This window comes from Ruegeria sp. HKCCD6119, from assembly GCF_013110585.1.
GTDB lineage: Bacteria > Pseudomonadota > Alphaproteobacteria > Rhodobacterales > Rhodobacteraceae > Ruegeria.
On sequence record NZ_WVQV01000007.1, the window covers coordinates 71,976 to 95,200 of the forward strand.

Genomic DNA, 23,225 nt, shown 5'->3' on the forward strand with positions numbered 1-23,225 from the left:
AGACAAGCCGCGCTGTTTCTAACATCTCATGGCAAGCAATTCGCCCGCCACTCTTTCTACGTCGCATCGAAGGAGGGCCACAAGGGCGCAACCGGGTAAGGCGACGGGTTTCTCGAATGAACATCACGTTTCTTCTGAACGGAGAGACAGTGGAGTTGGCTGATATCGATCCGACAGCCACCCTGCTGGATTGGCTGCGCGAAGATCGCGGCCTGACCGGCACCAAGGAAGGCTGCAACGAAGGCGATTGCGGGGCTTGCACCGTGATGGTGACGGATGACGAAGGCGCCAAGGCACTGAACTCGTGCATTCTGTTTCTGCCGCAGCTGCACGGCAAAGCGGTGCGCACGGTTGAAGGCGCCAGCGGCCCGAATGGCGAAGCGCACCCGGTTCAGCAGGCAATGGTTGATCTGCACGGTTCGCAATGCGGCTTCTGCACACCCGGTTTCGTCATGTCGATGGTGGCCGGGCACACGAACGGTGCAACGGACCATGACACTTTGCTAGCAGGCAACCTGTGCCGCTGCACCGGCTATGCGCCGATCATTCGCGCAGCGAAAGCGGCCGAGGAACAGCCCGTTCCGGTTTGGGTCAAAGATAAACCACCTGCAACGATTGCCGCTTCGCGCATGCTGCCAACCTCATCCGACGAATTGGCCGCCGTGTATGCCGAGAACCCGAATGCGACTCTGATCGCTGGTGCGACCGATGTGGGCCTTTGGGTCACCAAGCAACTGCGCGAACTGGACCCGGTGATCTTCCTTAACCGCTGTGATGATTTGAAGAAGATCACGCTCAGCGGTGAAGAAGTCCGCTTTGGCTCAATGGTCGACATGAATCGCATGGGCGCGGCGATGGCCGATCTGCATCCGTCCTATGCCGAGATGATCCGCCGCTATGCCAGCGTGCAAGTGCGCCATGCGGCCACCGTGGGCGGCAATATCGCAAACGGTTCGCCCATCGGGGACAACCCGCCCGCGCTGATCGCGCTGGGGGCGACGCTGCATCTGCGCAAGGGCGACGAGCGGCGGTCGATCCCGCTGGAAGAGTTCTTCATCGACTACGGCAAACAGGATCGGGTTCCGGGCGAGTTTGTGGAAGCCGTCAGCTTCCCCCGCCAGCCAGATCGCCTGAAGGCTTACAAGCTCAGCAAACGGTTCGATCAGGATATTTCGGCCGTCTGCGGCTGTTTCAACATAACCGTTTCGGAGGGCAGCGTCACACAGGCGCGCATCGCCTATGGTGGCATGGCTGCTATTCCGAAACGGGCAACCCATGTCGAGGCCGCTTTGGTCGGCAAACCGTGGACGCGCAAGACCGTTGACGCCGCGCTGCCATCCTTTGCCGACGACTTTTCGCCACTCACGGATATGCGCGCCTCGGCCCTGTATCGACTGGAAACCGCCAAGGCGATGCTGCAACGGTATTTCCTGGAAGATCAGGGCGAGATCACCAATGTGCTGGAGGTGTCAGCATGAGTGTGACGCAAGCCCTGCCCCACGACGCCGCCCCTTTGCACGTTTCGGGCGCGGCGCGGTACGTGGATGACATCCCGACACCCAAGGGCACGCTGCACCTGGCCTTTGGCCTGAGCCCGATCGCCAAGGGCAAGATCACCGCAATGGATCTGTCGGCTGTCAAAAACGCCGAGGGTGTCGTGATGGTTATGACGGCAGAGGACCTGCCTTTCGCCAACGATGTCTCGCCCTCGATCCACGATGAGCCGCTGCTGTCGGACGGCACGGTGCACTATATAGGCCAGCCCGTGTTCCTGGTTGTCGCCACCAGCCATCTGGCCGCCCGCAAAGCGGCGCGATTGGGCAAGGTCGACTATGCCGAGGAAACGCCGATCCTGACGATCGCGGACGCCTTGGCCGCCGACAGCCGGTTTGAAGACGGTCCACGCATCTATGCCAAGGGTGATACGGATGCGGCCATTGCCAGTGCGCCGCATGTGATCGAAGGTTCGTTCGAATTGGGCGGGCAGGAGCATTTCTATCTGGAAGGTCAGGCCGCGCTGGCCGTTCCGAATGAAGGTGCGGATATGCTGGTGCATTCCTCGACCCAGCACCCGACCGAGATTCAGCACAAGGTGGCCGACGCACTGGGTGTTCCGATGCACGCCGTCCGGGTCGAGACCCGCCGCATGGGCGGAGGGTTTGGCGGCAAGGAAAGTCAGGGCAACGCTTTGGCAGTGGCCTGCGCCGTGGCCGCCCGCGCAACCGGCAAGGCCTGCAAGATGCGCTATGACCGTGACGATGACATGATCATCACCGGCAAGCGCCACGCTTTCCGCATTTCGTACAAGGCCGGGTTCGATGAGCATGGCCATATTCAGGGCGTCTCATTCCACCACTATGCGATCTGCGGCTGGGCGCAGGACCTGTCGTTGCCCGTGGCCGACCGGGCGATGCTGCACTCGGACAACGCCTACCTTTTGCCGAACGCCCGGATCGAAAGCCACCGCTTGAAGACCAACACCCAATCTGCCACCGCCTATCGCGGGTTCGGCGGCCCGCAAGGCATGGTCGGCATCGAACGGGTCATGGACCATGCCGCGCATACGCTGGGTTTAGATCCCGTCGAGCTGCGCCGCCGGAATTACTATGCACCCGCGCACGCCATGGCCGAGAGCACACCGACAGAAAAACCACTGGGGCATCCCGATCCGCACGAAGACCTGACCAGCCGCGGCGCCGTTGAAATGGGTGACGCACCGGTGCGTCCTCTGCCCGCCGGCGGCAACACCACACCCTATGGGATGGAGGTCAGCGATTTCGAACTGCACGGCATGACCGAGGCGTTGCTGAAATCCAGCGACTATGCCGCGCGCAAGGCCGCTGTCGCGAAATGGAATGCCGAGAACAGTGTAATCAAAAAGGGCATCGCCTTTTCCCCGGTCAAGTTTGGTATCTCGTTCACGCTGACCCACCTCAATCAGGCGGGTGCGCTGGTGCATGTCTATCAGGACGGATCAGTCCACCTGAATCACGGTGGCACCGAGATGGGCCAGGGCCTGTTCCAGAAGGTCGCACAGGTCGCAGCGTCGCGCTTTGGCATACCGTTGGAGATGGTGAAAATCACCGCAACCGACACGGCGAAAGTACCGAACACGTCTGCGACGGCGGCATCTTCGGGAAGTGACCTGAACGGTATGGCGGTGAAGGCCGCATGCGACACGATCCGCGACCGGATGGCCGCCTATCTTGCGGAACGTCATCAGGCCGATCCATCAACGGTCACGTTCTCGGATGGGCATGTCTCGGTCTCAGAAGAACGCTACACCTTCGCCGAAGCCACCGCACTGGCCTATCAGGGGCGCGTCAGCCTGTCGACGACCGGGTTCTACAAGACGCCCAAGATCGAATGGGACAGGATCGCCGGGCGCGGTCGCCCTTTCTTTTACTTTGCCTACGGCGCTTCCGTTACCGAGGTGGCGGTGGACACTCTGACCGGTGAAAACCGAATTCTGCGAACGGATATCCTGCATGACGCGGGCGCGTCGCTGAATCCGGCTTTGGACATAGGTCAGGTTGAGGGCGGCTATGTACAGGGTGCAGGGTGGCTGACGACCGAAGAGCTGGTCTGGGATGACACGGGCAACCTGCGCACGCACGCGCCTTCGACCTACAAGATTCCGGCCTGCTCGGACCGGCCGGACATCTTCAACGTCAGGCTTTGGGATGGCGAAAACCGCGAGGACACCATCTATCGTTCGAAAGCTGTGGGCGAGCCGCCTTTCATGCTGGGGATCTCGGCCTGGCTGGCGCTGTCGAACGCGGTTGCCGCCTGCGGAGACAGATACCCGGCCCTGAACGCTCCGGCCACGGCCGAAGAGGTTTGGCGCGGGGTCCAGAGGATGAAGGGAGGCACCTGATGGGATTTGACCTTGAGGCTTTGAGGGAGGCGGTCAAAACCCACGGGAAAGTGGTTCGGGTGGTCATCGCCGGGATCAAAGGGTCGTCCCCGCGCGAGGTGGGTGCTGCGATGCTGGTCTGGAAGGACGGGCAAAGCGGAACCATCGGTGGTGGTACGCTGGAATACCAGGCCGCAGAGGCCGCACGATCGCAAACAGTCGCCACGCGCCTGACGCATCACACGCTGGGACCGGACATGGGCCAATGTTGCGGCGGAGCGGTCTCGTTGTTCAGCGAAGTCTATGATCTCAAGAAGGTTGAAACGCTGGATGATACGATCATTGCACGATCAGCATCCGGTGGTGCCGTGCCTCTTTCGGTCAAGCGAGTGCTGGCGGCAGCACGCAGTCAGGGTATTACACCCGAAACACGCCTGATCGACGGCTGGATGATCGAACCGGTGCATAAACCGGCGCGAAACCTGTGGATCTGGGGCGCAGGTCACGTCGGACGGGCGCTGGTGGATGTTCTGTCCCCCCTGCCCGATCTTGCGATCACTTGGGTCGATACCGGCCCCGAGCGCTTTCCGGACGTGATTCCTGCAGGCGTGACCGATCTGCCAGCGACGAAACCGGTCGAACTTGTGCGACATGCACCGCCCAATGCCGAGCACCTTGTGCTGACTTATTCACACAATCTGGATTTAGAATTGTGCAACAGGCTGCTTTTGCACGATTTCCGCTTTGCGGGACTGATCGGCTCGGCTACCAAATGGGCGCGGTTCAGATCGCGGCTGGCGGCTCTTGGGCATCCGCCCGACCGGATAAGCCGGATTACCTGCCCGATTGGTGACCCGTCGCTGGGCAAACACCCGCAGATGATCGCCGTGGGCGTCGCAGCGCAACTGCTGCGCCCGGCCCGGCAGAATGAGTTGAAGAAGGACCTGAGCGCGTGACCACTCCATTGCTGAGCCTGCAAGGGTTGACCAAAGCCTATCCCGGTGTCGTGGCCAATGACCAGGTGTCCTTTGATATCGGTGAGGGCGAAGTTCACGCCTTGTTGGGGGAAAACGGGGCCGGGAAATCCACGTTGGTCAAGATGATCTATGGGCTGGTGAAACCTGACAGTGGCACCATGCTGTTACGCGGTCAGCCCTTTGCGCCGCCTGAACCCCGCGCCGCGCGGGCTGACGGAATTGCGATGGTGTTCCAGCATTTTTCACTGTTTGACGCGCTGAACGTGGCGGAGAACATCGCCTTGGGGATGGAAAACCCGCCGGCCATGGGTGATCTGGCCTCGCGCATCCGCGAAGTGTCCGAAACCTATGGCCTGCCGCTGGATCCGTTCCGCACTGTCGGCGATCTGTCCGCCGGGGAACGCCAGCGTGTTGAAATTATCCGTTGCCTCCTGCAAGACCCGAAACTGCTGATCATGGACGAACCGACCTCGGTGTTGACCCCGCAGGAGGTCGAGATCCTGTTCGAGACGCTGAACAAGTTGCGGTCCGAGGGCACATCGATCCTGTATATCTCGCACAAGCTGGAAGAGATACGGACCCTGTGTGATCACGCCACGATCCTGCGTCTGGGCAAGAATGTGGGCGAGTGTGTCCCCTCTGAGACCTCGGCCCGCGACATGGCCGAGCTGATGGTGGGAACGGCCCTGCAAACCCCGGAACGTTCGGGGCGTGAATTTGGCGCAGTGACGCTGGATGTCAGCGGGCTGTCGGTGCCTTCTCCGTCAGAATTCGGGACCGCATTGCGCAACGTTCATTTGACCGTCCGCAAGGGCGAGGTTCTTGGCATTGGCGGCGTTGCGGGCAACGGGCAGGATGAATTGCTGGGCGTTCTGTCCGGCGAAATCCTGACATCTGCCGACGCGATCAAGTTCAACGGTCAGGCGATCGGCAAGCTGGGTCCGACCGCGCGACGCAAACTTGGCGTGTTGACCGCGCCCGAAGAGCGGCTGGGCCATGCCGCCGCCCCGAATATGAGCCTGACCGAAAACGCCCTGTTGACCGGGTCGGTTCGAGAGGGTCTGGAAAGCAACGGCTTTCTGAAATGGGCCGAGACCAAGAGCTTTGCGGAGAAGATCATCGAGATTTTTGACGTCCGGACACCCGGCCCGGACAACGCGGCGCGGTCCTTGTCCGGGGGGAACCTGCAGAAATTCGTGATCGGACGCGAAGTGCTGCAAAACCCGGATGTGCTGGTGGTGAACCAGCCAACCTGGGGCGTGGATGCCGCAGCGGCGGCGGCCATCCGGCAAGCCATTCTCGACCTGGCGGCAAAGGGAACGGCGGTTGTCTGCATCTCTCAGGATCTGGATGAGTTGATGGAAATCTCGGACAGCTTTGCTGCGCTGAACGAGGGCCGCCTGAGTGCACCACGTCCGACAACCGGACTGACAGTGGACGAAATCGGGCTGATGATGGGCGGTGCCCACGGAATGGAGGTGGCGCATGTGTGATCTGTTGGGCCGCCTTCGGCGAGAGTATTTGAGAAAAGATGAAGAAGTCAGGGGAACGAGCTGATGATTGTGCTGGAGAAACGTCCTCAGCCTTCCAGGGTCTGGTCTTATGCGACGCCGTTGATTGCAGTTTTGGCGACGATGTTTTTTGGCGGAGTACTGTTCGCCATACTGGGCAAGAATCCGGTTGAAGCCATCGGCACCATCTTCTGGGAACCTCTTTTTGGTGAATTCGCCTTTTATTACCGCCCGCAGCTGCTGGTGAAAGGCGCTCCGCTGGTGCTTATCGCCATCGGTCTGTCGCTGGGCTTTCGTGCAGGCATCTGGAACATCGGGGCCGAGGGACAGTATATCATGGGCGCCATCTTCGGGGCGGGTGCCGGGCTGGCCTTTTACCCTTTGGACGCCTTCTATATCTTTCCGATCATGGTGATTGCCGGCGCCTTCGGCGGCTGGTTGTGGGCGATGATCCCCGCCTTCCTGAAGGTGCGTTTCGGCACCAACGAAATTCTCGTCTCGTTGATGCTGGTCTACGTGGCCGAGCAGATGCTGGCCTCGGTTTCTCTGGGTTTGCTGAAGAACCCCGAAGGGTTCGGCTTTCCGGGGTCCCGCAATCTGCAATCCTATGACAGTGCGCACAATGCAGAACTGATCGCTGGATCCGGCATGCACTGGGGTGTTGTGACCGCGTTGATCGCAGTGATCTTTGCCTATGTCCTGCTGAACCGGCACATGCTGGGCTTTCACATCCGCCTGACCGGCGAAGCACCGCGCGCCGCGAAATTTGCGGGTGTGAACCCGGCCCGGTTGATCCTGTTCTGTCTGGGTTTGTCCGGCGCGCTTGCAGGACTTGCAGGCATGTTCGAGGTTTCCGGCCCTTCAGGCGTGGTCAGCATCGATTTCAACGTGGGCTACGGTTTCACTGCCATCATCGTGGCTTTTTTGGGCCGTCTGCACCCAGTGGGCATTCTGCTGGCCGGTGGACTGATGGCGCTGACCTATATCGGTGGTGAAATCGCGCAGTCTCAGCTGGGCCTGCCTGCCGCTGCCATTCAGGTGTTCCAGGGCATGCTGCTGTTCTTCCTGCTGGCCTTCGACCTATTGACCAACTACCGCATCCGTGCGGCCCGTAACGAGGTGGCGTGACCCATGGACCTTGGTGAAATCAATCCCGTACTTCTGGTCGCTTCACTGATGGTGGCCGCGACCCCCTTGCTGCTTGCCGCGATCGGAGAGCTGGTCGTTGAGAAAGCAGGCGTTCTGAACCTCGGCGTCGAAGGCATGATGATTGTTGGTGCGATCAGCGGCTTCGCGATTTCGGTCGAGACCGGCTCGCCCTGGCTGGGCTTTGTTGCTGCTGCGATCGGCGGCGCTGTTCTATCGCTGCTGTTCGTCTTGCTCACGCAGTTTGCGCTGGCCAATCAGGTGGCCAGTGGTCTGGCACTGACCCTGTTTGGTCTGGGGTTCAGCGCGTTGATGGGGCAAAGCTATGTGGGGATCAAACCCCCCAGTATGGGCGACATCCATATTCCGCTGATCAGCGATATTCCGGTTGTCGGTCCGATCCTGTTTCAACATGACCCGATCCTGTACGTGGGCATCGCAATCACGGCAGCCGTCTGGGCGGTGCTGAAATACACCCGTCTTGGCCTGATCCTGCGGGCAGTCGGTGAAAACCACGATGCCGCGCATGCGCTGGGCTACAAGGTGATCAAGATCCGCATTCTGGCCATCATGTTTGGCGGCGCCTGCGCTGGTCTGGGCGGGGCCTATATCAGCCTGATCCGCGTGCCGCAGTGGACCGAGGGCATGACCGCCGGTGTCGGCTGGATCGCATTGGCCCTTGTTGTCTTTGCAAGCTGGAAGCCGTGGCGTGTCCTGCTGGGTGCCTATTTGTTCGGCGGCATTACCGTGTTGCAGCTTAATTTGCAGGCGGCAGGCGTTGCCATTCCCGTCGAGTATCTGGCAATGTCGCCCTATATCATCACGATCCTTGTGCTTGTGATCCTTTCGGCCGACAAGAGCAGCGCACCTGCCTCGCTGGGCCGGACCTTCCATGCCTCACACTAGGGGCCAACAGTACCAACTTGGGGAGTAACACATGAAATTCACTGCACTTCTGACGAGCGCCGCCATGGCGCTGGGTCTGGCCTCGGGGGCCATGGCCGAAGACAAGACCAAGGTCGGTTTCGTCTATGTCGGCCCGGTCGGCGATGGCGGCTGGACCTATGAACATGACAAGGGCCGGCAGGCCGTTGAAAAAGAGTTCGGCGACAAGGTTGAAACCGTATTCGTTGAATCCGTTCCCGAAGGCCCGGATGCCGAGCGTGTGATGACCCAGATGGCGCTGGAAGGCGCGGATCTGATCTTTACCACCTCGTTTGGCTACATGGACCCGACCATCAACGTGGCCAAGAAATTCCCGGACGTGAAGTTCGAGCACGCAACCGGCTATAAAACCGCCGACAACGTCTCGGTCTACTCGGCCCGTTTCTACGAAGGTCGCGCGGTTCAGGGCCACATCGCCGGTAAAATGACCAAGTCGAACATCATCGGCTATATCGGCTCCTACCCGATCCCCGAGGTGATCCGCGGCATCAACTCGGCCTATATCCACGCCAAGAAGGTGAACCCGGATGTCGAGTTCAAGATCGTCTGGGCCTACACGTGGTTCGACCCGGCGAAAGAAGCTGACGCCGCCACTGTTTTGATCGAACAGGGCGCGGACGTAATCCTGCAACACACCGATTCGACAGCGCCGCAGGCAGCAGCGCAAGAAGCCGGCAATGTGATCACCTTCGGTCAGGCGTCGGACATGAGCGAGTACGCACCGCTTCCGCGTGTGTCATCGATCATCGACAACTGGGCCCCCTATTACATCGCGCGGACAAAAGCGGTAATGGACGGGACCTGGACGTCTTCCAACACCTGGGACGGTATCGGAGCAGGAATGGTTGAAATTGGTGAGATTTCGGACGCGGTTCCCGCAGATGTCAAGGAAGAGGCGCTGGCCCTGAAGGCGGCGCTTGCAGATGGCAGCTATCACGCGTTCACCGGTCCGCTGAAGAAGCAGGACGGCAGCGACTGGTTGGCTGAAGGCGAAACCGCTGACGACGGCACGCTGGCAGGCATGAACTTCTATGTCGAAGGGCTGGAAGGCGAAATTCCGCAGTAAGCTGTATCGTTAAGGAACGGAAAGGGCCCGCAATCCGTGTGCGGGCCCTTTTTTGTGCTGTGCGCACCTGAAGTGCCGAACAACGAATGAGTTTACCTCGTCAGCGCAATCGAGCTCAGATCCATCACGCCCTGCCCTGCCTTCGCCACCCCACCACGCTGAGACAGGCAAACAAGACTGCGGCGACGCAGACAATCGATGGCCCCGCCGGAGTATCGAACACATAAGCTGCCCGTAACCCCGCAACTGAGGAAATCGCGCCTATTGCTGCTGCTATCAACGCCATTGATTCGGGCGATCGGGCCAGATTTCGTGCCGCTCCCGCGGGAATGATCAGCATCGCCGCAATCAGCAATACCCCCACGACCTTGATCGCAACAGCCACGGTTACCGCCAGAGACAGAGTCAGAATCAACTGTTCCCGCCTCGGGTCGAACCCACTGGCATAGGCCAGTTCCTCATTCAATGTGGCCGTCAAAAGCTGAGCCCATCGCCAAGCGATCAGCGCCACGACAAGCGCCGCGCCGCCCCAGATCACAAGCAGATCCGAACGGGATACCGCAAGAATATCGCCGAACAGATATGCCATCAAATCAATACGGACGCCGGACAAAAACGAAACGGCGACCAGACCGAAAGCCAAGGCGGAATGCGCCATAACCCCCAGCAGCGTGTCCATCGCATAGCCACGACCCGCCAACAAAGTGACCGTCAGCGCCATAATCAACGCAACAGCCAGCGCACCGGTGAAGATCGACATCTGAAAGGTCAGTGACAGGGCCACGCCCAGAATCGCGGCATGTGCGGTTGCATCACCGAAATACGCCATGCGGCGCCACACTACGAAACATCCAAGAGGTGCCGCCGCAAACGCAACGCCAATACCTGCAAGCGTTGCACGCATCATGAAATCGTCAAGCATCATTCCGCCGCTTCCTGAGGATCTGCATCATGGTCGTGGTGGTGATCATGCTCGTGCCGGTACAGGGCAAGCGCACCGCCTGTTCCCGTTCCGAACAAGGCCCGGTATTCGGGTGCCGAAGCGACCACCGCCGGCGATCCTTCACAGCACACATGGCCGTTCAGACAAATCACCCGGTCCGAGGCGCTCATGACCACGTGCAATTCGTGACTGATCATCAGGATTGCACATCCGGTTTCGCGGCGCACGGCCTCAATCTGCTGATAGAAACTCGCCGATCCGCGCTGGTCCAGCCCCTGGGTTGCCTCATCCAGCAGCAGGAGGTCAGGCTGGTTGATCAACGCCCGCGCCAGCAACACACGCTGAAACTGCCCGCCGGACAGTTGCGACATCTGACGTTTCAACAGATCCGGGACGCCCGCTTTTTCCAATGCCTCGACGCACTGACGGCCGGAGACACGGTCGGTCAGTCGCATGAATCTCTCGACCGAGATTGGCAACGTGGGATCCACGTGCAGTTTCTGCGGCACGTACCCGATCTTCAATCCGGGTTTCAGCGATACATGCCCGGCACTTGGCCTGGTCGCACCGATGATGGCGCGCAACAGGCTGGTTTTGCCCGACCCGTTCGGCCCGACGATGGTGACGATCTCGCCGGGTTCGACAGCCATGTCCACATGGCTGAGAACAATGTTTGAACCATAGCGAACACTGAGATTCTCGACTGAGACGAGCGTCATTTTCAGGCCTTTTCGGTGCAGTCGGGGCAAAGTCCCTCGGCTTCTACAACCGTTCGCTCGATCTCGAAACCCGCTGCGCGCGCAGCGGCACCCAGAACACCTTTGGCCGGCGTGGACTGCGCCTCGGCAACAGCATCGCATTTTCTGCAAATCATGAATGCCGGCGAATGCGACGCGCCGGGATGAGAGCAGGCAACAAATGCATTCAGCCGCTCGATCTTGTGAACGAACCCGTTTTGAACAAGGAAATCAAGCGCCCGATAGGCGACCGGAGGTTGAGACCCGAACCCTTCCTCTCGCAGGCGGTCAAGAATTGCATAGGCACCAAGGGCCCGATGCTCTTGCAGCAGCATTTCCAAGACCTTGCGGCGAACCGGCGTCAGGCGCAGCCCCTCGCCCTTGCAGCGCGCCTCGGCGGATACCAACGCAGTTTTGACGCAACTCTGATGGTCATGTTCCTGAAACCCGACCGGGGCCGCCTCATCGACAGAGACAGGATTCGTATCGCTTGTCATGTTATTTCATATCATGTATTGCCACTCGTAACGTTATAAAATCACACAGAGGGTCTGATGTCCAGAAAGCTTCTTCCAGTTTCGATCACGGTTGCATTGATGGGAGGAACGGCCATCGCGGACGTTCCGAACGTCGCGGTTGATATCGCACCGATCCACTCGCTCGTTTCCCGGGTTATGGACGGCGTCGGAACACCGGCCCTGATCGTCGCACCCGGTGCCTCGCCCCATGAATACAACCTGCGCCCGTCCGAGGCGGCCGCATTGCAGGATGCCGATCTGGTGTTCTGGGTAGGAGAAGACCTGACACCTTGGATGGAAAGTGCCATCGAAACCCTTGCCGACAGTGCGACGGTCACGTCCCTTCTTGACGCGGATGGTACGGTTCTTCTGGAGTTCCGCGAAAGCGCTGTTTTCGAGGCACACGATCATGGCAGCGAAGACGAACATGATCATGATGATGAGCACATCGAAGACGACGGCCACGATCACGATGATCATGAACATGGTCACGACGACCATGCAAAGGATGATGACCACGAGCATGATCACGACGACCACGCCAAGGATGATGATCACGGTCACGAAGAACATGCAGATCACGAAAAGCACGATGAGCATCATGATCACGCGCATGGCGCGCACGACCCACATGCGTGGCTTTCACCGGCGAATGCAGAAACCTGGCTGAACCTGATCGCCGCGCAGCTGTCGTCTGCCGACCCGGACAATGCTGGTGCATATTTTTCCAATGCCACAGCCGCGCGCGCTGAAATGGCCGCGCTGTCTGAACAAGTGGCCGAGACGCTTGGACCGGTTCGCGGAGGAAGCTTCGTCGTATTCCACGACGCCTACCAGTATTTCGAGGATGCATTTGACTTTCCGGCCGCAGGTGCGATTTCCATCGCCGACGCCGCGGACCCGAGCCCGGCTCGTATCGCCGAGATTCAAAGCCGTATCCGCGAAGAAGGTATCAAATGCGTTCTCGCCGAGCCGCAGTTCAACCCCGGCATCGTCAAAACCGTGCTGGACGGGACCGAGGCCAAAACGGGCGTAATCGATCCGCTGGGCTCTGATCTGGAACCCGGAGCCGATCTCTACCCGCAAGTCATTCTTAACATGGCGAGAACCTTGGCCGAGTGTCTCTAGCCCTGTTGCAAACCCGGCTCAGGTTGAGAAACTGGCCGGGTTCAACCTTTCAGGAGACGGGGCGGATCAACTCGGCGACCGAAAAAAACGGCAACCTCTTCATGCTCAACGGCGGTGCCAAGGAAACCGGGCACTGCCGCCTCTCCGACCAAGCGTGTTGCAACCAAACAAACCTTCAGGAACACGTCGCAATCACCAACGTGCTTGTCGGATCGCCTCGGAAACTGATTGGTCTCGCGCCTTGAGAAGTTCTTTCAGGAAGGTGATTTCAAACCCAACCTTTTCAGGGCTGCCTCCGCGGCCCGCGTCCACCGTTCCCGTAGGGCAGCGTTGGTGCTGTGGCGCAGGCCAAGTGATCTCAGATGCTCAAATCGTTTCGGGTCATCCTTCCCGAAAGACACCGCTACGCGTGGCCACCAATAGTCCGCTGCGTCTTGCATGTCTTGCGACTCTCCGTTTTCAGCCAGCTTCACGGCACCTTCCAACGCCAGTTCTCCGTGATGCGCCTCGATCGGTGCAATCCGCCGGAAAGCCTCGGCCAGTGGCTGGTAAGAGACCGTCGAGAACTCGGCCAGTTGCTCTGCCACGGCACGGCTCATCAGCAGGTTCATGACGACGGCATCAGTCCAACCGGAAATCGGATAATTGAACACCGCAAGCCGCATGTCATGTTCGCTGCGGGTTGCGCCGATATCCGCTTTTCGATCCAACCGGGCAGTCCACGGGTGATGCGTGGCATAACGATCCGTGTCGGCGCCGAACTCACCCATGATTTTCAGAACCCGGTCCGCATGGTCCGTCTTTTCCAGCACGATCTTCGCCGCCGCGATGCGTTCCTTTATGCCGGGGCCCTGGTTGATGACATCAGCAAAGCCTGCGGCACCTGCGAGTTCGCTGTCCACAAACGTAGCCATCAGTTTCATCAGCTCGGCGCGGTAACGCGGGGGTACGTTGGTCGGATTGGTCAGCACTCCGCCTGCGGCCAGATAGCTGTCAAGTGTCATGGCGTCGGTCATTGATCCTCTCCCTTTACTGGTCGTAGTCCACGACCACGCGGTCGGTCACCGGATAAGCCTGACAACTCAGCACGTAACCTTTTTCGACCTCGTAATCTTCCAGCGCGTGGTTGGCGAGCATCTCGACTTCGCCCTCAAGAACACGGCAGCGGCAGGTTGAACAGACCCCGGCCTTGCAGGCGTAAGGTGCGTCCATGGCATTTTCCAGGGCGGCATCCAGAATGGACTGATCCTTCGGCAAGGTGACGGTCTGCGTCGCGCCGTCCAGTGTGATCGAAGCACTGGTCTGGTTTGCCTGCGTGCCTGCGTCGGCCGCGTCTGCCTTGCGTCTGGCCCGACCCGGCTGGGCGCTGGCGAAGAGTTCGAACTTGATCTGGCTGTCCTCAAGACCGTGTTCCCGCAGAGCGGCGGCAATACCCAGCATCATCGGCTCTGGTCCGCAGATGAATGCGGTGTCTGCATTCTTGACATCGATCCAGTGCTTGAACAGCTCGCGGCATTTTTCCTGCGTCACCAGACCGGTGAACAGATCAATCTCCTGCGCGTCGGTTTCCAGAATGTGGATGACGTTCAGCCGGCCCATATAGAGGTTTTTCAGATCCTCCAGTTCCTCGCGGAACATGATCGTGTTGATGCCCTTGTTGGCATAGATCAGCGTAAATCGGGATTTGGGTTCGCGTGCCAACGTGGTTTTGAGGATCGACAAAACAGGCGTGATCCCCGATCCGCCGGCTAAGCCAACGTATTGTTTTTCCGCATCCGCATCGATGGGCACGTAAAAATTGCCCATGGGCGGCATCGCCTGCACGACGTCACCTATGTTGAGCTCTTCATTTGCCCAGCTTGAGAACGCGCCACCCTCGACGCGTTTTATGCCAACCTGAAGAACACCGTCATCCTTGCCGGCACAGATGGAGTAGGAGCGGCGCAGTTCTTCACCGTCGAATTCGCGCCGGAACGTCAGGTACTGGCCGGCGGCGAAGTCGAACTGTTCCGCTGCGCCGTTAACAGGTTCAAGCGTAACGACAACCGCATCGCGGATGGTTTTGTGGATGTCGGTGACTTTCAAGTCGTGAAAACGTGCCATCCGGTGCTCCTCCTCAGATGCACTTGAAATAGTCAAAGGGTTCCAGACAGTCCGCGCAGCGCCAATGGGCCTTGCACGGGGTCGAGCCGAACTGGCTGACCTTTTCGACTGCTTTACTGCCGCAATGGGGGCAGCGATCCGGGCCGCCCGCGGGTTGCGGCGGCGCAATTCCATAATCTTCCAGCTTGGCGCGGCCTTTTTCGCTGAGCCAATCGGTGGTCCAGGCGGGTGAAATGCTGGTTTCTATGCGCAGATCCCCGATGCCGTGATCGCGCAGGGCGGTTTCGATATCCATACTGATGATGGATGTCGCCGGGCAACCGGAATACGTTGGCGTGACGGTTACGACCAGCGTATCAGCGTCCCAGCGCACATCGCGCACAATGCCCAAATCCACGACGGAAATCACCGGGATTTCGGGATCGGGCACGGCATCCAGCCAGCTCCATATCTGGTCAGTCGAGACCCGCATCCGCTTTTACCACTTTGCTCCGGGATAGGCGCGTTGCAGCCATTGCATCTGCGTCAGCAGATGGCCCAGATGTTCGGTATGCATGCGCCCGTTGCGGCCGCCTTTATGGGCAAAACGGCTTTCCGGAATGGTCAGCGTCGCCTGATTGAGGACCCGCTCAACCAGAGCGTCGTATTCCTCTCGCAAATCCGCCGGGTTCGGCGCGATCCCTGCGGCGACCATCTGGGCGTCCACCTCGTCGCCGGCAAACATCTCGCCCACATAGGGCCACAGGTAATCCAGTGCGTCCTGCATCCGTGCATGACTTTCCTCGGTTCCGTCGCCAAGCCCGACAACCGTGTCGCCCGAACGTTCCAGATGGTAGGTCACTTCCTTGCTGGCCTTGGCGGCGATTGCCGCGACCCGCTCGTCCGAGGAAGCCATCAGCCGCCCCAGCATGATCGAGTGCCACGCATCGAACAGGAATTGACGCATCAGCGTACGGCCGAAATCGCCGTTCGGCACCTCGACCAGCAACACGTTGCGGAAATCCCAGGCGTCGCGCAGGAAGGCCAGATCGTCGGCGCTTTTGCCACCATCGGCCTCTCCGGCAAGGCCCAGCCACATCTGGGTCTGACCAATCAGATCCAGCGCGGTGTTGGCCAGCGCTATGTCTTCTTCCAGAACCGGCGCATGGCCGCACCACTCACTGACACGATGGCCGAGGATCAGGGTGTTGTCCCCAATCCGCAGCAGGAATTGCAGAAATGCCTCGTCCCGGGTCATCACATTGCCCCCACTTCATCGGGAATGTCGAAGAAAGTCGGGTGGCGGTACACTTTGCTTTGGCTTGGTTCGTACAGCGGGCCTTTGTCGCTGGGCGACGAAGCCGAGATGTTGTTGGCTTCGACCACCCAGATCGAGACGCCTTCGTTACGGCGGGTGTAAACATCGCGCGCGTTCTTGATTGCCATTTCCGCGTCAGGGGCATGTAGCGAACCGACATGTCGGTGGCTCATCCCATGCTGACCGCGGATGAAGATTTCCCACAGGGGCCATTCGGTATTCATCGGGTATCCTCCTCAGGGTAAGCTTATTCAGCAGCCAGATTGCCGGCCTGTTTCTTGCGGGCGTGGGCCAACAGCCCGTCACGGACCCACTTGCCGTCGTCCCATGCCTTGTTGCGCGCGGCCAGCCGATCCACGTTGCACGGGCCGTTGCCCTTGATCACGTCAAAGAATTCCGACCAGTCGGGTTCCGTAAAGTCGTAATGCCCCCGCTCTTCGTTCCACTTCAGATCCGGATCAGGGATTGTCAGACCCAGATATTCAGCCTGCGGCACGGTCTGGTCGACGAATTTCTGGCGCAGCTCGTCATTGGTGTTGATCTTGATCTTCCACGCCATCGACTGGGCCGAATGCACCGAGTCCTTGTCGGACGGACCGAACATCATCAGTGACGGGTACCAGAAGCGGTTCATCGCATCCTGCGCCATCTTGCGTTGCTCGGGCGTACCTTCGGCCATCTTGCGAATGGCATCGTAACCCTGACGCTGGTGAAAGCTCTCTTCCTTGCAGATGCGGATCATAGCTCGCGAATACGGCCCGTAGGACGTTCTTTGCAGCGGCACCTGGTTCATGATCGCCGCCCCGTCAACCAGCCACCCGACGGCACCGATATCGGCCCAGTTCAAGGTCGGGTAATTGAAAATCGACGAATATTTCATGCGGCCATCCAGCAGCATCTCGGTCAGTTCATCGCGGCTGACACCCAACGTTTCGGCGGCACAATACAGGTAAAGACCGTGCCCGGCCTCGTCCTGCACCTTGGCGAGAAGGATCGCCTTCCGCTCCAGCGTCGGCGCGCGCGTGATCCAGTTGCCTTCCGGCAATTGGCCCACAATCTCGGAATGAGCGTGCTGTCCAATCTGACGGATCAGCGTCTTGCGATACCCGTGCGGCATCCAGTCCTTTGGCTCGATCTTGATGTCCGCGTCGATCCGCGCCTGGAATTCAGCAAGCTTGTCCGGATCTTCATTCGACGCTTCGGATTCTACCATCTGAGCATACATGTCCCGTCTCCTCCGTTACACGCGTTCAAGTATAAGGGCCGCACCCTGCCCGACACCCACACACATGGTGCACAGGGCATAGCGCCCGCCGGTACGTTTCAATTGATAGGCCGCGGTCAGCACAAGACGCGCACCGCTCATGCCAAGGGGATGGCCCAGCGCTATTGCGCCACCGTTGGGGTTCACGTGGGGCGCGTCGTCGGGAAGACCCAGCTCGCGCAAGGTGGCAAGGCCCTGAGACGCAAACGCCTCGTTCAGTTCGATCACGTCCATCTGATCCACGCTCAGTCCTGCGCGGGCCAACACCTTGCGGCTGGCCGGCACCGGGCCGATGCCCATCACACGTGGTGCAACACCCGCAACCGACATGCCAACCACACGGGCCATCGGGGTCAGGCCGTTCTTGGCTGCTGCGGCCTCATTCGCCATCAGGATCGCCGCCGCGCCATCATTCACACCGGACGCATTTCCCGCCGTCACGGTTTTGTCGGGCCCGTTCACACCTTTCAGACCCGCGAGTTTTTCTGCCGTAGTTCCCGGGCGCGGGTGCTCGTCCGTATCAACGACAATCGGATCACCCTTGCGCTGGGGAACCGAAACTGGGGTGATTTCGTCCTTGAACACCCCAGCCGCATGCGCGGCGGCCCAGCGGGACTGGCTGCGCGCGGCAAAGGCATCCTGGTCTTCCCGGCTGATACCATAATCTTCGGCGACATTGTCGGCCGTTTGCGGCATGGAATCGACGCCGTATGCCTGCTTCATCTTCGGGTTCACGAAACGCCATCCGATCGTGGTATCGTACACCGCGTTGCTGCGGGTGAACGCCGAACTTGCCTTGGGCATCACGAACGGCGCACGGGACATGCTTTCCACGCCACCCGCAATGGCCAAATCATAGTCGCCCGCCTTGATGCCGCGCGCCGCCATTCCCACGGCATCCATGCCACTGGCACACAGACGGTTCACCGTCGTTCCCGGCACATCAATCGGCAAACCCGCCAACAGCGCCGCCATACGCGCAACGTTTCGGTTGCTCTCGCCCGCCTGATTGGCATCGCCATAGATCACGTCGTCAACACTGGCCCAGTCGACCTGAGGGTTGCGCGCCTTCAATGCCGCCAACGGCAAAGCAGCCAGATCATCTGTGCGGACCGTCGAAAGCGCTCCTCCGTAGCGTCCGATCGGAGTGCGCGTCGCGTCACAAATGAAAGCGTCCATCTTAGAGTACTCCTGTTCCCATGGAACAATATCTACCGTCTGGTCGGTTAATAAATCTTCCCCTGATTCGATGCAAGTCTTATGTTACTCAATCTTCTCATGTGTCGCACATCTTGTAACATTAAAGTTGACTGCTGGCCAAAGTGGTTTTCTAGACTGCTAAAAAGACGACGCAGCCACTCTTAACAATGGCAGGAAATCCGACAGCTCGCCCGAACTTTGCCCGGCTGTGGGTCAGTCCATCAGCTCGGCTTCCAAGCTCGATAGCGAAGGGCGCGGTAGCCTGTCCAACAAGTGCGAGACAGCTTCTCTGCATGCGGCGCCTTTCCAGTCGTCCGGCAGGAAAACCGGTGGCAGGCTTGGGTGGCGCAGAACGATACGTCGCCAGGCGTGCACCACCAGTACGCGCAGAACCGCCGAACGCATCGGGTCACCCGCCCCCTCTGCGGGCAAAAGCCGCTCAACAACCTGAATGGCATCCCAGAATTGATCATAGGCGGTTTTCAATGGCTCCGGCCCGCACAGGTCGCGAAGCCAGTTCGGGACGGACATCGTGTCGCTCTCGAAACCCAGAAGCTCTTCAAGATCATCCGGCATCGGCCCGGGCGCCATGGCCGTGGACGCATTCAGCGAGAAGTAATCCCCCGTCAGCATCAGGTCCGACAATTCCTTTCGGGAACTTTCCGAGTTGCTGGCGATGAGGACATGCCAGATATCCGGCATGTTCGGGTCGCGGGAATAGATACGCGGTGCGGCTGCAACGCTTTGACGGCGGCCAAAGCTGGTCAGCCTGTGCACACTGTTCCGACCAACCCGCGTGCTTTCAATCCAGCCTTCCTTGCGCAACCGATGCAGGGCAACACGCGTGGCCTCGGCCCTGATCCCCGCCAGACGCGTAAGCGCGGTGATCAGTGATCCACTGATCTGATCTGATCCATCCTGCGCCAGATCGCCGAAAATCGTGACCAGAACAGACCACACCCGCTGGGTGCTTGTCGTGGTCAGCCGGCTGACACAGGTTTCAAACCAGTCTGGAGCGGTATCTTTCATTTGGACAGTATAATCAGGCCCGAGGGAATTGCCATCCGGCCCCGCGCGCCCGGTTTCGTACAGGGCCAGGATTTCGGCAACGGGATCGGTTCAGTCAAGCGTTATCGGGCAAGACAAATGATCGGCCGAGGCAGCGCCAGCTGCGCGCGGCCCGCGTTGCGTGCCGCTCTATTTGGAATACATGTCACGTTTGCGGTTGCGAGTCCGTTTCGTGGCCTCGTCCGAGCCATCATGATAGGTTCCGAACCACTTGTCCCAGGGCATTTCTGCGTTGCCGTAATTGCATTCGTAATACCGGTGATGCAACTGGTGGAAAAACGCCCCGATCAACAACGCCTGACGGTCTCGCGCCCAGATGGCCTCGTACCCGGAATGAGACGAGGCGGCGCCCAACATCAGCCAATACCCCAGAAAGATCATGTGCACCGGGTTGCTGGGCAGTACCAGCACGATCAGGATGGCACTGAGATACCCCAAGGCCTCGACCGGATGCATCGACATGCCCGACCATGGGCCGGTGTTGACGTTGCGGTGATGTACGGCGTGAACATGTCTGTAGATGAATGGCTGGTGCAGAAACAGATGCACGACGTAGAAATGAAAGCTCTGCCAGATCGCCAGGATCGGAAACAGCAGCACGAACCAGACCGGATGCGCCGTGAAGCTGAGCGTGGCGATATAATTGTTGGCGTACATCCAGCGCAGAAAACACTCCAGCATCGACAGGAACGTCGCGCCAAAGACCATCGAATGGTAGATGTTGTCCCAGGTCTGAAAGCCGAACTTATACAAAGCATTCTTGCGCTTCATGTAAGGCCGTGGGTCGTATTTCAGCAGCTTTCCCTGCCCGTCGACCCCGTAAAACCACATGTGCAGACCACCGGCGACGATCAACAGCAGCACCCAGTTCCGAATGAACACCCATGACATCCAGCCCGGGGCAAACGAAGCCTGCCCGGCATCTACGGGTTGTACCAAGAAGGCCACAAGGAAGGCCAAGGCCAGAAAGATCGAGCGGTCCGAAAACTGAAGCCAGTTCTGCCAAACCCATTTCGCCAGGACGCCGATTTTCGGCGGCCAGTTCCAGTACGGGGCGTATTTCACCGGCAAGTCCGGGTGCCAATGCCATTCGCGGCTCATGGGGCCGGGCTCGGGCGGTGCGTTGGTGGTGTCCTGAGGGTTCGCATCTTGGATCGTCACGTGATTGTCCTTTCCTGATTAAAGTCACCTTTTTCAGGACCAGGCCGGTGGCGGCTCGTAAGGATATTTGCGGGACGGCCGACGATACATGATGTGACCTATTCGTGGAACGGGCGGTGGTTACCGAGCGCCTTGCGCGACCTGCCCCGCCGATCTGGTTTCTTGGGGCCACGAAAAACGGCCAGACGTTTCAGCCGATTTGCTTCAGGCGTGATGCAGGATCCGCCCTAGTCGGTGAATGCAACGGCGCAAGAATGATGATCCGCCATACTGTAGATCCGTTTCCTGCCCGCCGCGCACCGCCCTATTCGGCGGCCTTCAGGTCAGATCCTTGCGGGATCACTTCGTAACCTGGCTCTTCGGGTTCATCGTCCAGCATTTCCGATGGGAACCCCGGCGCGCGGATATCCAGCCCGGTTTTGTCTTCGAGCCGGCGGATGATGTTGGGGGAAAACTCACGAGGGCCATATTTCTCGATCCCGTCCTTGAAAATCTCGATCATCAGCGGATTGATCTCCAGCGGCACCCCGGCGCGATCCGCCACCTCCTGAAACAGGCCGATATCCTTCAACACCAGGTCCATCGTGAACGAGATATCACGAGATCCGTTTAGGATGACCTGACTTTCGGTTTCATGCACGAAGGATGTTCCCGAACTGATCTTCATTGCCTCATACGCCGTATTCAAATCCATTCCAGCGGCCTTGGCGACCACAAGCGCCTCTGAACAGGTGATCAGGTTTGCAGTGGCCAGATAGTTGGTCAGCACTTTCAGTACCGAAGCAGATCCCAGTTCACCGGTATGAAGGATGCGACGCCCCATCGTGGTCAGAAAGGGCAGAATACGTTCGAACGTGGCGCGATCACATCCGGCAAAAATCGAAATGTTGCCGGTATCCGCCCGATGACACCCGCCCGAGACCGGACAATCGACGGCAGCGCCACCGCGTTCCTTCACCATCGCACCTAGACGCTTGACCTCAGCTTCATCCGTGGTGGACATCTCCATCCAGATTTTGCCCTCGGTCACTTCGGGCAGCATGTCCTGCATCACAGCGTCCGAAGCCGCCGGAGAAGGCAGGCAGGTGATCACCGCATCACAATCCCGCATCAGTTGTGCCGGATTCTCGGCGGCCTTTGCCCCGCGGTCGACGAAACCTGACACCAGGTCAGAGTTCAGATCATGTACGGTCAGATCAACGCCATTGCGCAGCAAACTGCCGCTGAGTTTCCCGCCGACATTTCCAAGGCCGATAAATCCAACTTTCATACCTGCGTTCCCTTTCCGGTGGCCAATCAGAGGACCAGCGCTGTTTTTCCCTGATGAAATCTACGGGCGTTGAATGCAGCGTGTAAAACGAATAAATATCGCCGGTATCCATTAAATTTTTTGGTGCTGGAAATGTCAAAATCGCCCAATCTGGTCTGGCTGCGGTCTTTTGACTGTGCCGCACGGCATATGAGCTTTACTGCTGCGGCAGAAGAGCTTGGCATCACCCAGACGGCCTTGAGCCTGCACGTCCGCTCATTGGAAGCACAGCTGGGCTGCCCTTTGTTCTTTCGTGCCGCGCGCAACCTCAGCTTGACAGAGGTCGGGCAGGCGTATGCGTTTTCAGTTCGGCGCGCCTTGGGCGACATCGACCTGTCGACCGCAAGCCTGTTTGGCTCCAGCCACAAGCACGAGCTGGTCGTGCGTGTGCCGATTTCCACGGCCAGCTTGTTCCTTGCCGGCAGATTGCCTGAGTTTTCACGCGCGCACCCGGGTGTATCGATCAGGTTGGTTTCAAATATCTGGGCAGAATCCGCAGGCAGGGAAAACGTCGATGTCGAGCTGCGTTTGGGAAACGGGGAATGGAACGACGGGCCGTTCAGCAAGATCTCGGACGAACGTATCGTTCCGGTTGCAGCCGGATCACGAGATCGGAAATGGCCTTCGACGGAACAACTGCTGGTCAAACCCCAGATACAGATTTTGGGATTTCAGGACATGTGGCACCGGTATTTTTCCGCTTTCGGCACAGAGTATTCTCCTGCGGCGTCTTGCTTCACCGTGGACACGACAATTGCCGCCGTGGACATCGTGGCGGAAGGGGGAGGTTACTCAGTAATCCTTGAGCGCTTTGCCAGAACCGCAATCAAGGCCGGAAGGTCCATCGCGATAGTCGGGGACGCCATTCCAATCGAACAAAGCCATTTCCTTGTCGATGGCCAGGGATCGAACGCGAACTCTGCTGCCAAACAGATGTTTGAAACCTGGCTCAAACAGATTTTCGCCTGAGATGTGCCTGTGGGCGATGAATTCGAT

General features: G+C 59.3%; 22 protein-coding genes. 9 read left to right on the forward strand and 13 right to left on the reverse strand.

Annotation, left to right across the window (positions count from 1 at the left end):
* Positions 1-116: 116 nt before the first annotated feature.
* The 7 genes from xdhA to GS611_RS15325 all read left to right on the forward strand — a co-directional run bounded on the left by xdhA (position 117) and on the right by GS611_RS15325 (position 9,501).
* Positions 117-1,478: a xanthine dehydrogenase small subunit gene (gene xdhA / locus GS611_RS15295; RefSeq protein ID WP_171637070.1), complete on the forward strand. Its 1,362-nt coding sequence runs from the start codon at positions 117-119 to the stop codon at positions 1,476-1,478.
* Positions 1,475-3,877 carry a xanthine dehydrogenase molybdopterin binding subunit gene (gene xdhB, locus GS611_RS15300; protein ID WP_171637072.1) on the forward strand — a complete coding sequence of 801 codons (2,403 nt, stop codon included), beginning with the start codon at positions 1,475-1,477 and terminating at the stop codon, positions 3,875-3,877. Before xdhA ends, xdhB begins: the two co-directional genes overlap by 4 nt.
* A complete protein-coding gene (xdhC, locus tag GS611_RS15305; RefSeq protein WP_171637074.1) occupies positions 3,877-4,812 on the forward strand; it encodes a xanthine dehydrogenase accessory protein XdhC in 936 nt (311 codons plus the stop codon). Before xdhB ends, xdhC begins: the two co-directional genes overlap by 1 nt.
* Entirely contained in the window at positions 4,809-6,326 is a 1,518-nt protein-coding gene (locus GS611_RS15310; RefSeq protein ID WP_171637076.1) for an ATP-binding cassette domain-containing protein, read from the forward strand. Before xdhC ends, GS611_RS15310 begins: the two co-directional genes overlap by 4 nt.
* Before the next feature lie 63 nt (positions 6,327-6,389).
* Positions 6,390-7,472 (forward strand): ABC transporter permease, encoded by a 1,083-nt coding sequence (locus tag GS611_RS15315; protein WP_171637078.1) that lies wholly within the window; start codon positions 6,390-6,392, stop codon positions 7,470-7,472.
* A gap of 3 nt (positions 7,473-7,475) precedes the next feature.
* Positions 7,476-8,396, forward strand: a complete 921-nt coding sequence (locus GS611_RS15320) for an ABC transporter permease (protein ID WP_171232333.1) — start codon at positions 7,476-7,478, stop codon at positions 8,394-8,396.
* Positions 8,397-8,427: 31 nt separating this feature from the next.
* Positions 8,428-9,501 carry a BMP family ABC transporter substrate-binding protein gene (locus GS611_RS15325; RefSeq protein ID WP_171637080.1) on the forward strand — a complete coding sequence of 358 codons (1,074 nt, stop codon included), beginning with the start codon at positions 8,428-8,430 and terminating at the stop codon, positions 9,499-9,501.
* 124 nt (positions 9,502-9,625) lie between these two features.
* Here the strand turns inward: GS611_RS15325 and GS611_RS15330 are convergent, their stop codons facing one another.
* Genes GS611_RS15330 through GS611_RS15340 form a run of 3 tightly spaced genes read right to left on the reverse strand, consistent with a single transcriptional unit; the run spans position 9,626 to position 11,678 of the window.
* Positions 9,626-10,423, reverse strand: coding sequence for a metal ABC transporter permease (locus tag GS611_RS15330; protein ID WP_171637225.1), 798 nt, complete (start codon positions 10,421-10,423; stop codon positions 9,626-9,628).
* Positions 10,423-11,163 (reverse strand): metal ABC transporter ATP-binding protein, encoded by a 741-nt coding sequence (locus GS611_RS15335; RefSeq protein WP_171637082.1) that lies wholly within the window; start codon positions 11,161-11,163, stop codon positions 10,423-10,425. The genes GS611_RS15330 and GS611_RS15335 overlap by 1 nt, the downstream gene beginning before the upstream one ends.
* Positions 11,164-11,165: 2 nt before the next feature.
* On the reverse strand, positions 11,166-11,678 hold the full coding sequence (locus tag GS611_RS15340; RefSeq protein WP_171119062.1) for a Fur family transcriptional regulator: 513 nt from the start codon (positions 11,676-11,678) through the stop codon (positions 11,166-11,168).
* A gap of 57 nt (positions 11,679-11,735) precedes the next feature.
* On the opposite strand from GS611_RS15340, the gene GS611_RS15345 reads away from it, so the two are divergent.
* A complete protein-coding gene (locus tag GS611_RS15345; protein ID WP_171637083.1) occupies positions 11,736-12,827 on the forward strand; it encodes a zinc ABC transporter substrate-binding protein in 1,092 nt (363 codons plus the stop codon).
* Positions 12,828-13,081: 254 nt separating this feature from the next.
* Here GS611_RS15345 and GS611_RS15350 read toward each other — a convergent pair whose 3' ends face one another.
* The 10 genes from GS611_RS15350 to GS611_RS15395 all read right to left on the reverse strand — a co-directional run bounded on the left by GS611_RS15350 (position 13,082) and on the right by GS611_RS15395 (position 22,190).
* A complete protein-coding gene (locus GS611_RS15350) occupies positions 13,082-13,843 on the reverse strand; it encodes a Phenylacetic acid catabolic protein (RefSeq protein WP_171637085.1) in 762 nt (253 codons plus the stop codon).
* Between the two features lie 13 nt (positions 13,844-13,856).
* Positions 13,857-14,930 (reverse strand): 2Fe-2S iron-sulfur cluster-binding protein, encoded by a 1,074-nt coding sequence (locus GS611_RS15355; RefSeq protein WP_171637087.1) that lies wholly within the window; start codon positions 14,928-14,930, stop codon positions 13,857-13,859.
* A gap of 13 nt (positions 14,931-14,943) precedes the next feature.
* The gene (gene paaD / locus GS611_RS15360) at positions 14,944-15,402 is read right to left on the reverse strand and encodes a 1,2-phenylacetyl-CoA epoxidase subunit PaaD (RefSeq protein WP_171118426.1); all 459 of its coding nucleotides are present in this window, start codon (positions 15,400-15,402) and stop codon (positions 14,944-14,946) included.
* Between the two features lie 6 nt (positions 15,403-15,408).
* Positions 15,409-16,167, reverse strand: coding sequence for a 1,2-phenylacetyl-CoA epoxidase subunit PaaC (gene paaC, locus GS611_RS15365; protein ID WP_171637089.1), 759 nt, complete (start codon positions 16,165-16,167; stop codon positions 15,409-15,411).
* On the reverse strand, positions 16,167-16,451 hold the full coding sequence (gene paaB / locus GS611_RS15370) for a 1,2-phenylacetyl-CoA epoxidase subunit PaaB (RefSeq protein ID WP_171118424.1): 285 nt from the start codon (positions 16,449-16,451) through the stop codon (positions 16,167-16,169). The genes paaC and paaB overlap by 1 nt, the downstream gene beginning before the upstream one ends.
* Before the next feature lie 23 nt (positions 16,452-16,474).
* Positions 16,475-17,452, reverse strand: a complete 978-nt coding sequence (paaA, locus tag GS611_RS15375) for a 1,2-phenylacetyl-CoA epoxidase subunit PaaA (protein ID WP_171118422.1) — start codon at positions 17,450-17,452, stop codon at positions 16,475-16,477.
* 15 nt (positions 17,453-17,467) lie between these two features.
* The gene (gene pcaF / locus GS611_RS15380; protein ID WP_171637091.1) at positions 17,468-18,670 is read right to left on the reverse strand and encodes a 3-oxoadipyl-CoA thiolase; all 1,203 of its coding nucleotides are present in this window, start codon (positions 18,668-18,670) and stop codon (positions 17,468-17,470) included.
* A gap of 234 nt (positions 18,671-18,904) precedes the next feature.
* Complete coding sequence (locus tag GS611_RS15385; RefSeq protein ID WP_171232340.1) at positions 18,905-19,720, reverse strand: PaaX family transcriptional regulator C-terminal domain-containing protein; 816 nt, start codon at positions 19,718-19,720, stop codon at positions 18,905-18,907.
* Between the two features lie 168 nt (positions 19,721-19,888).
* Entirely contained in the window at positions 19,889-20,920 is a 1,032-nt protein-coding gene (locus GS611_RS21330) for a sterol desaturase family protein (RefSeq protein WP_171637093.1), read from the reverse strand.
* 304 nt (positions 20,921-21,224) lie between these two features.
* On the reverse strand, positions 21,225-22,190 hold the full coding sequence (locus tag GS611_RS15395; RefSeq protein ID WP_171637095.1) for an NAD(P)-dependent oxidoreductase: 966 nt from the start codon (positions 22,188-22,190) through the stop codon (positions 21,225-21,227).
* A gap of 132 nt (positions 22,191-22,322) precedes the next feature.
* Between GS611_RS15395 and GS611_RS15400 the strand changes: the two genes are divergently transcribed.
* Positions 22,323-23,198 carry a LysR family transcriptional regulator gene (locus GS611_RS15400; protein WP_171637097.1) on the forward strand — a complete coding sequence of 292 codons (876 nt, stop codon included), beginning with the start codon at positions 22,323-22,325 and terminating at the stop codon, positions 23,196-23,198.
* Positions 23,199-23,225: the final 27 nt, after the last annotated feature.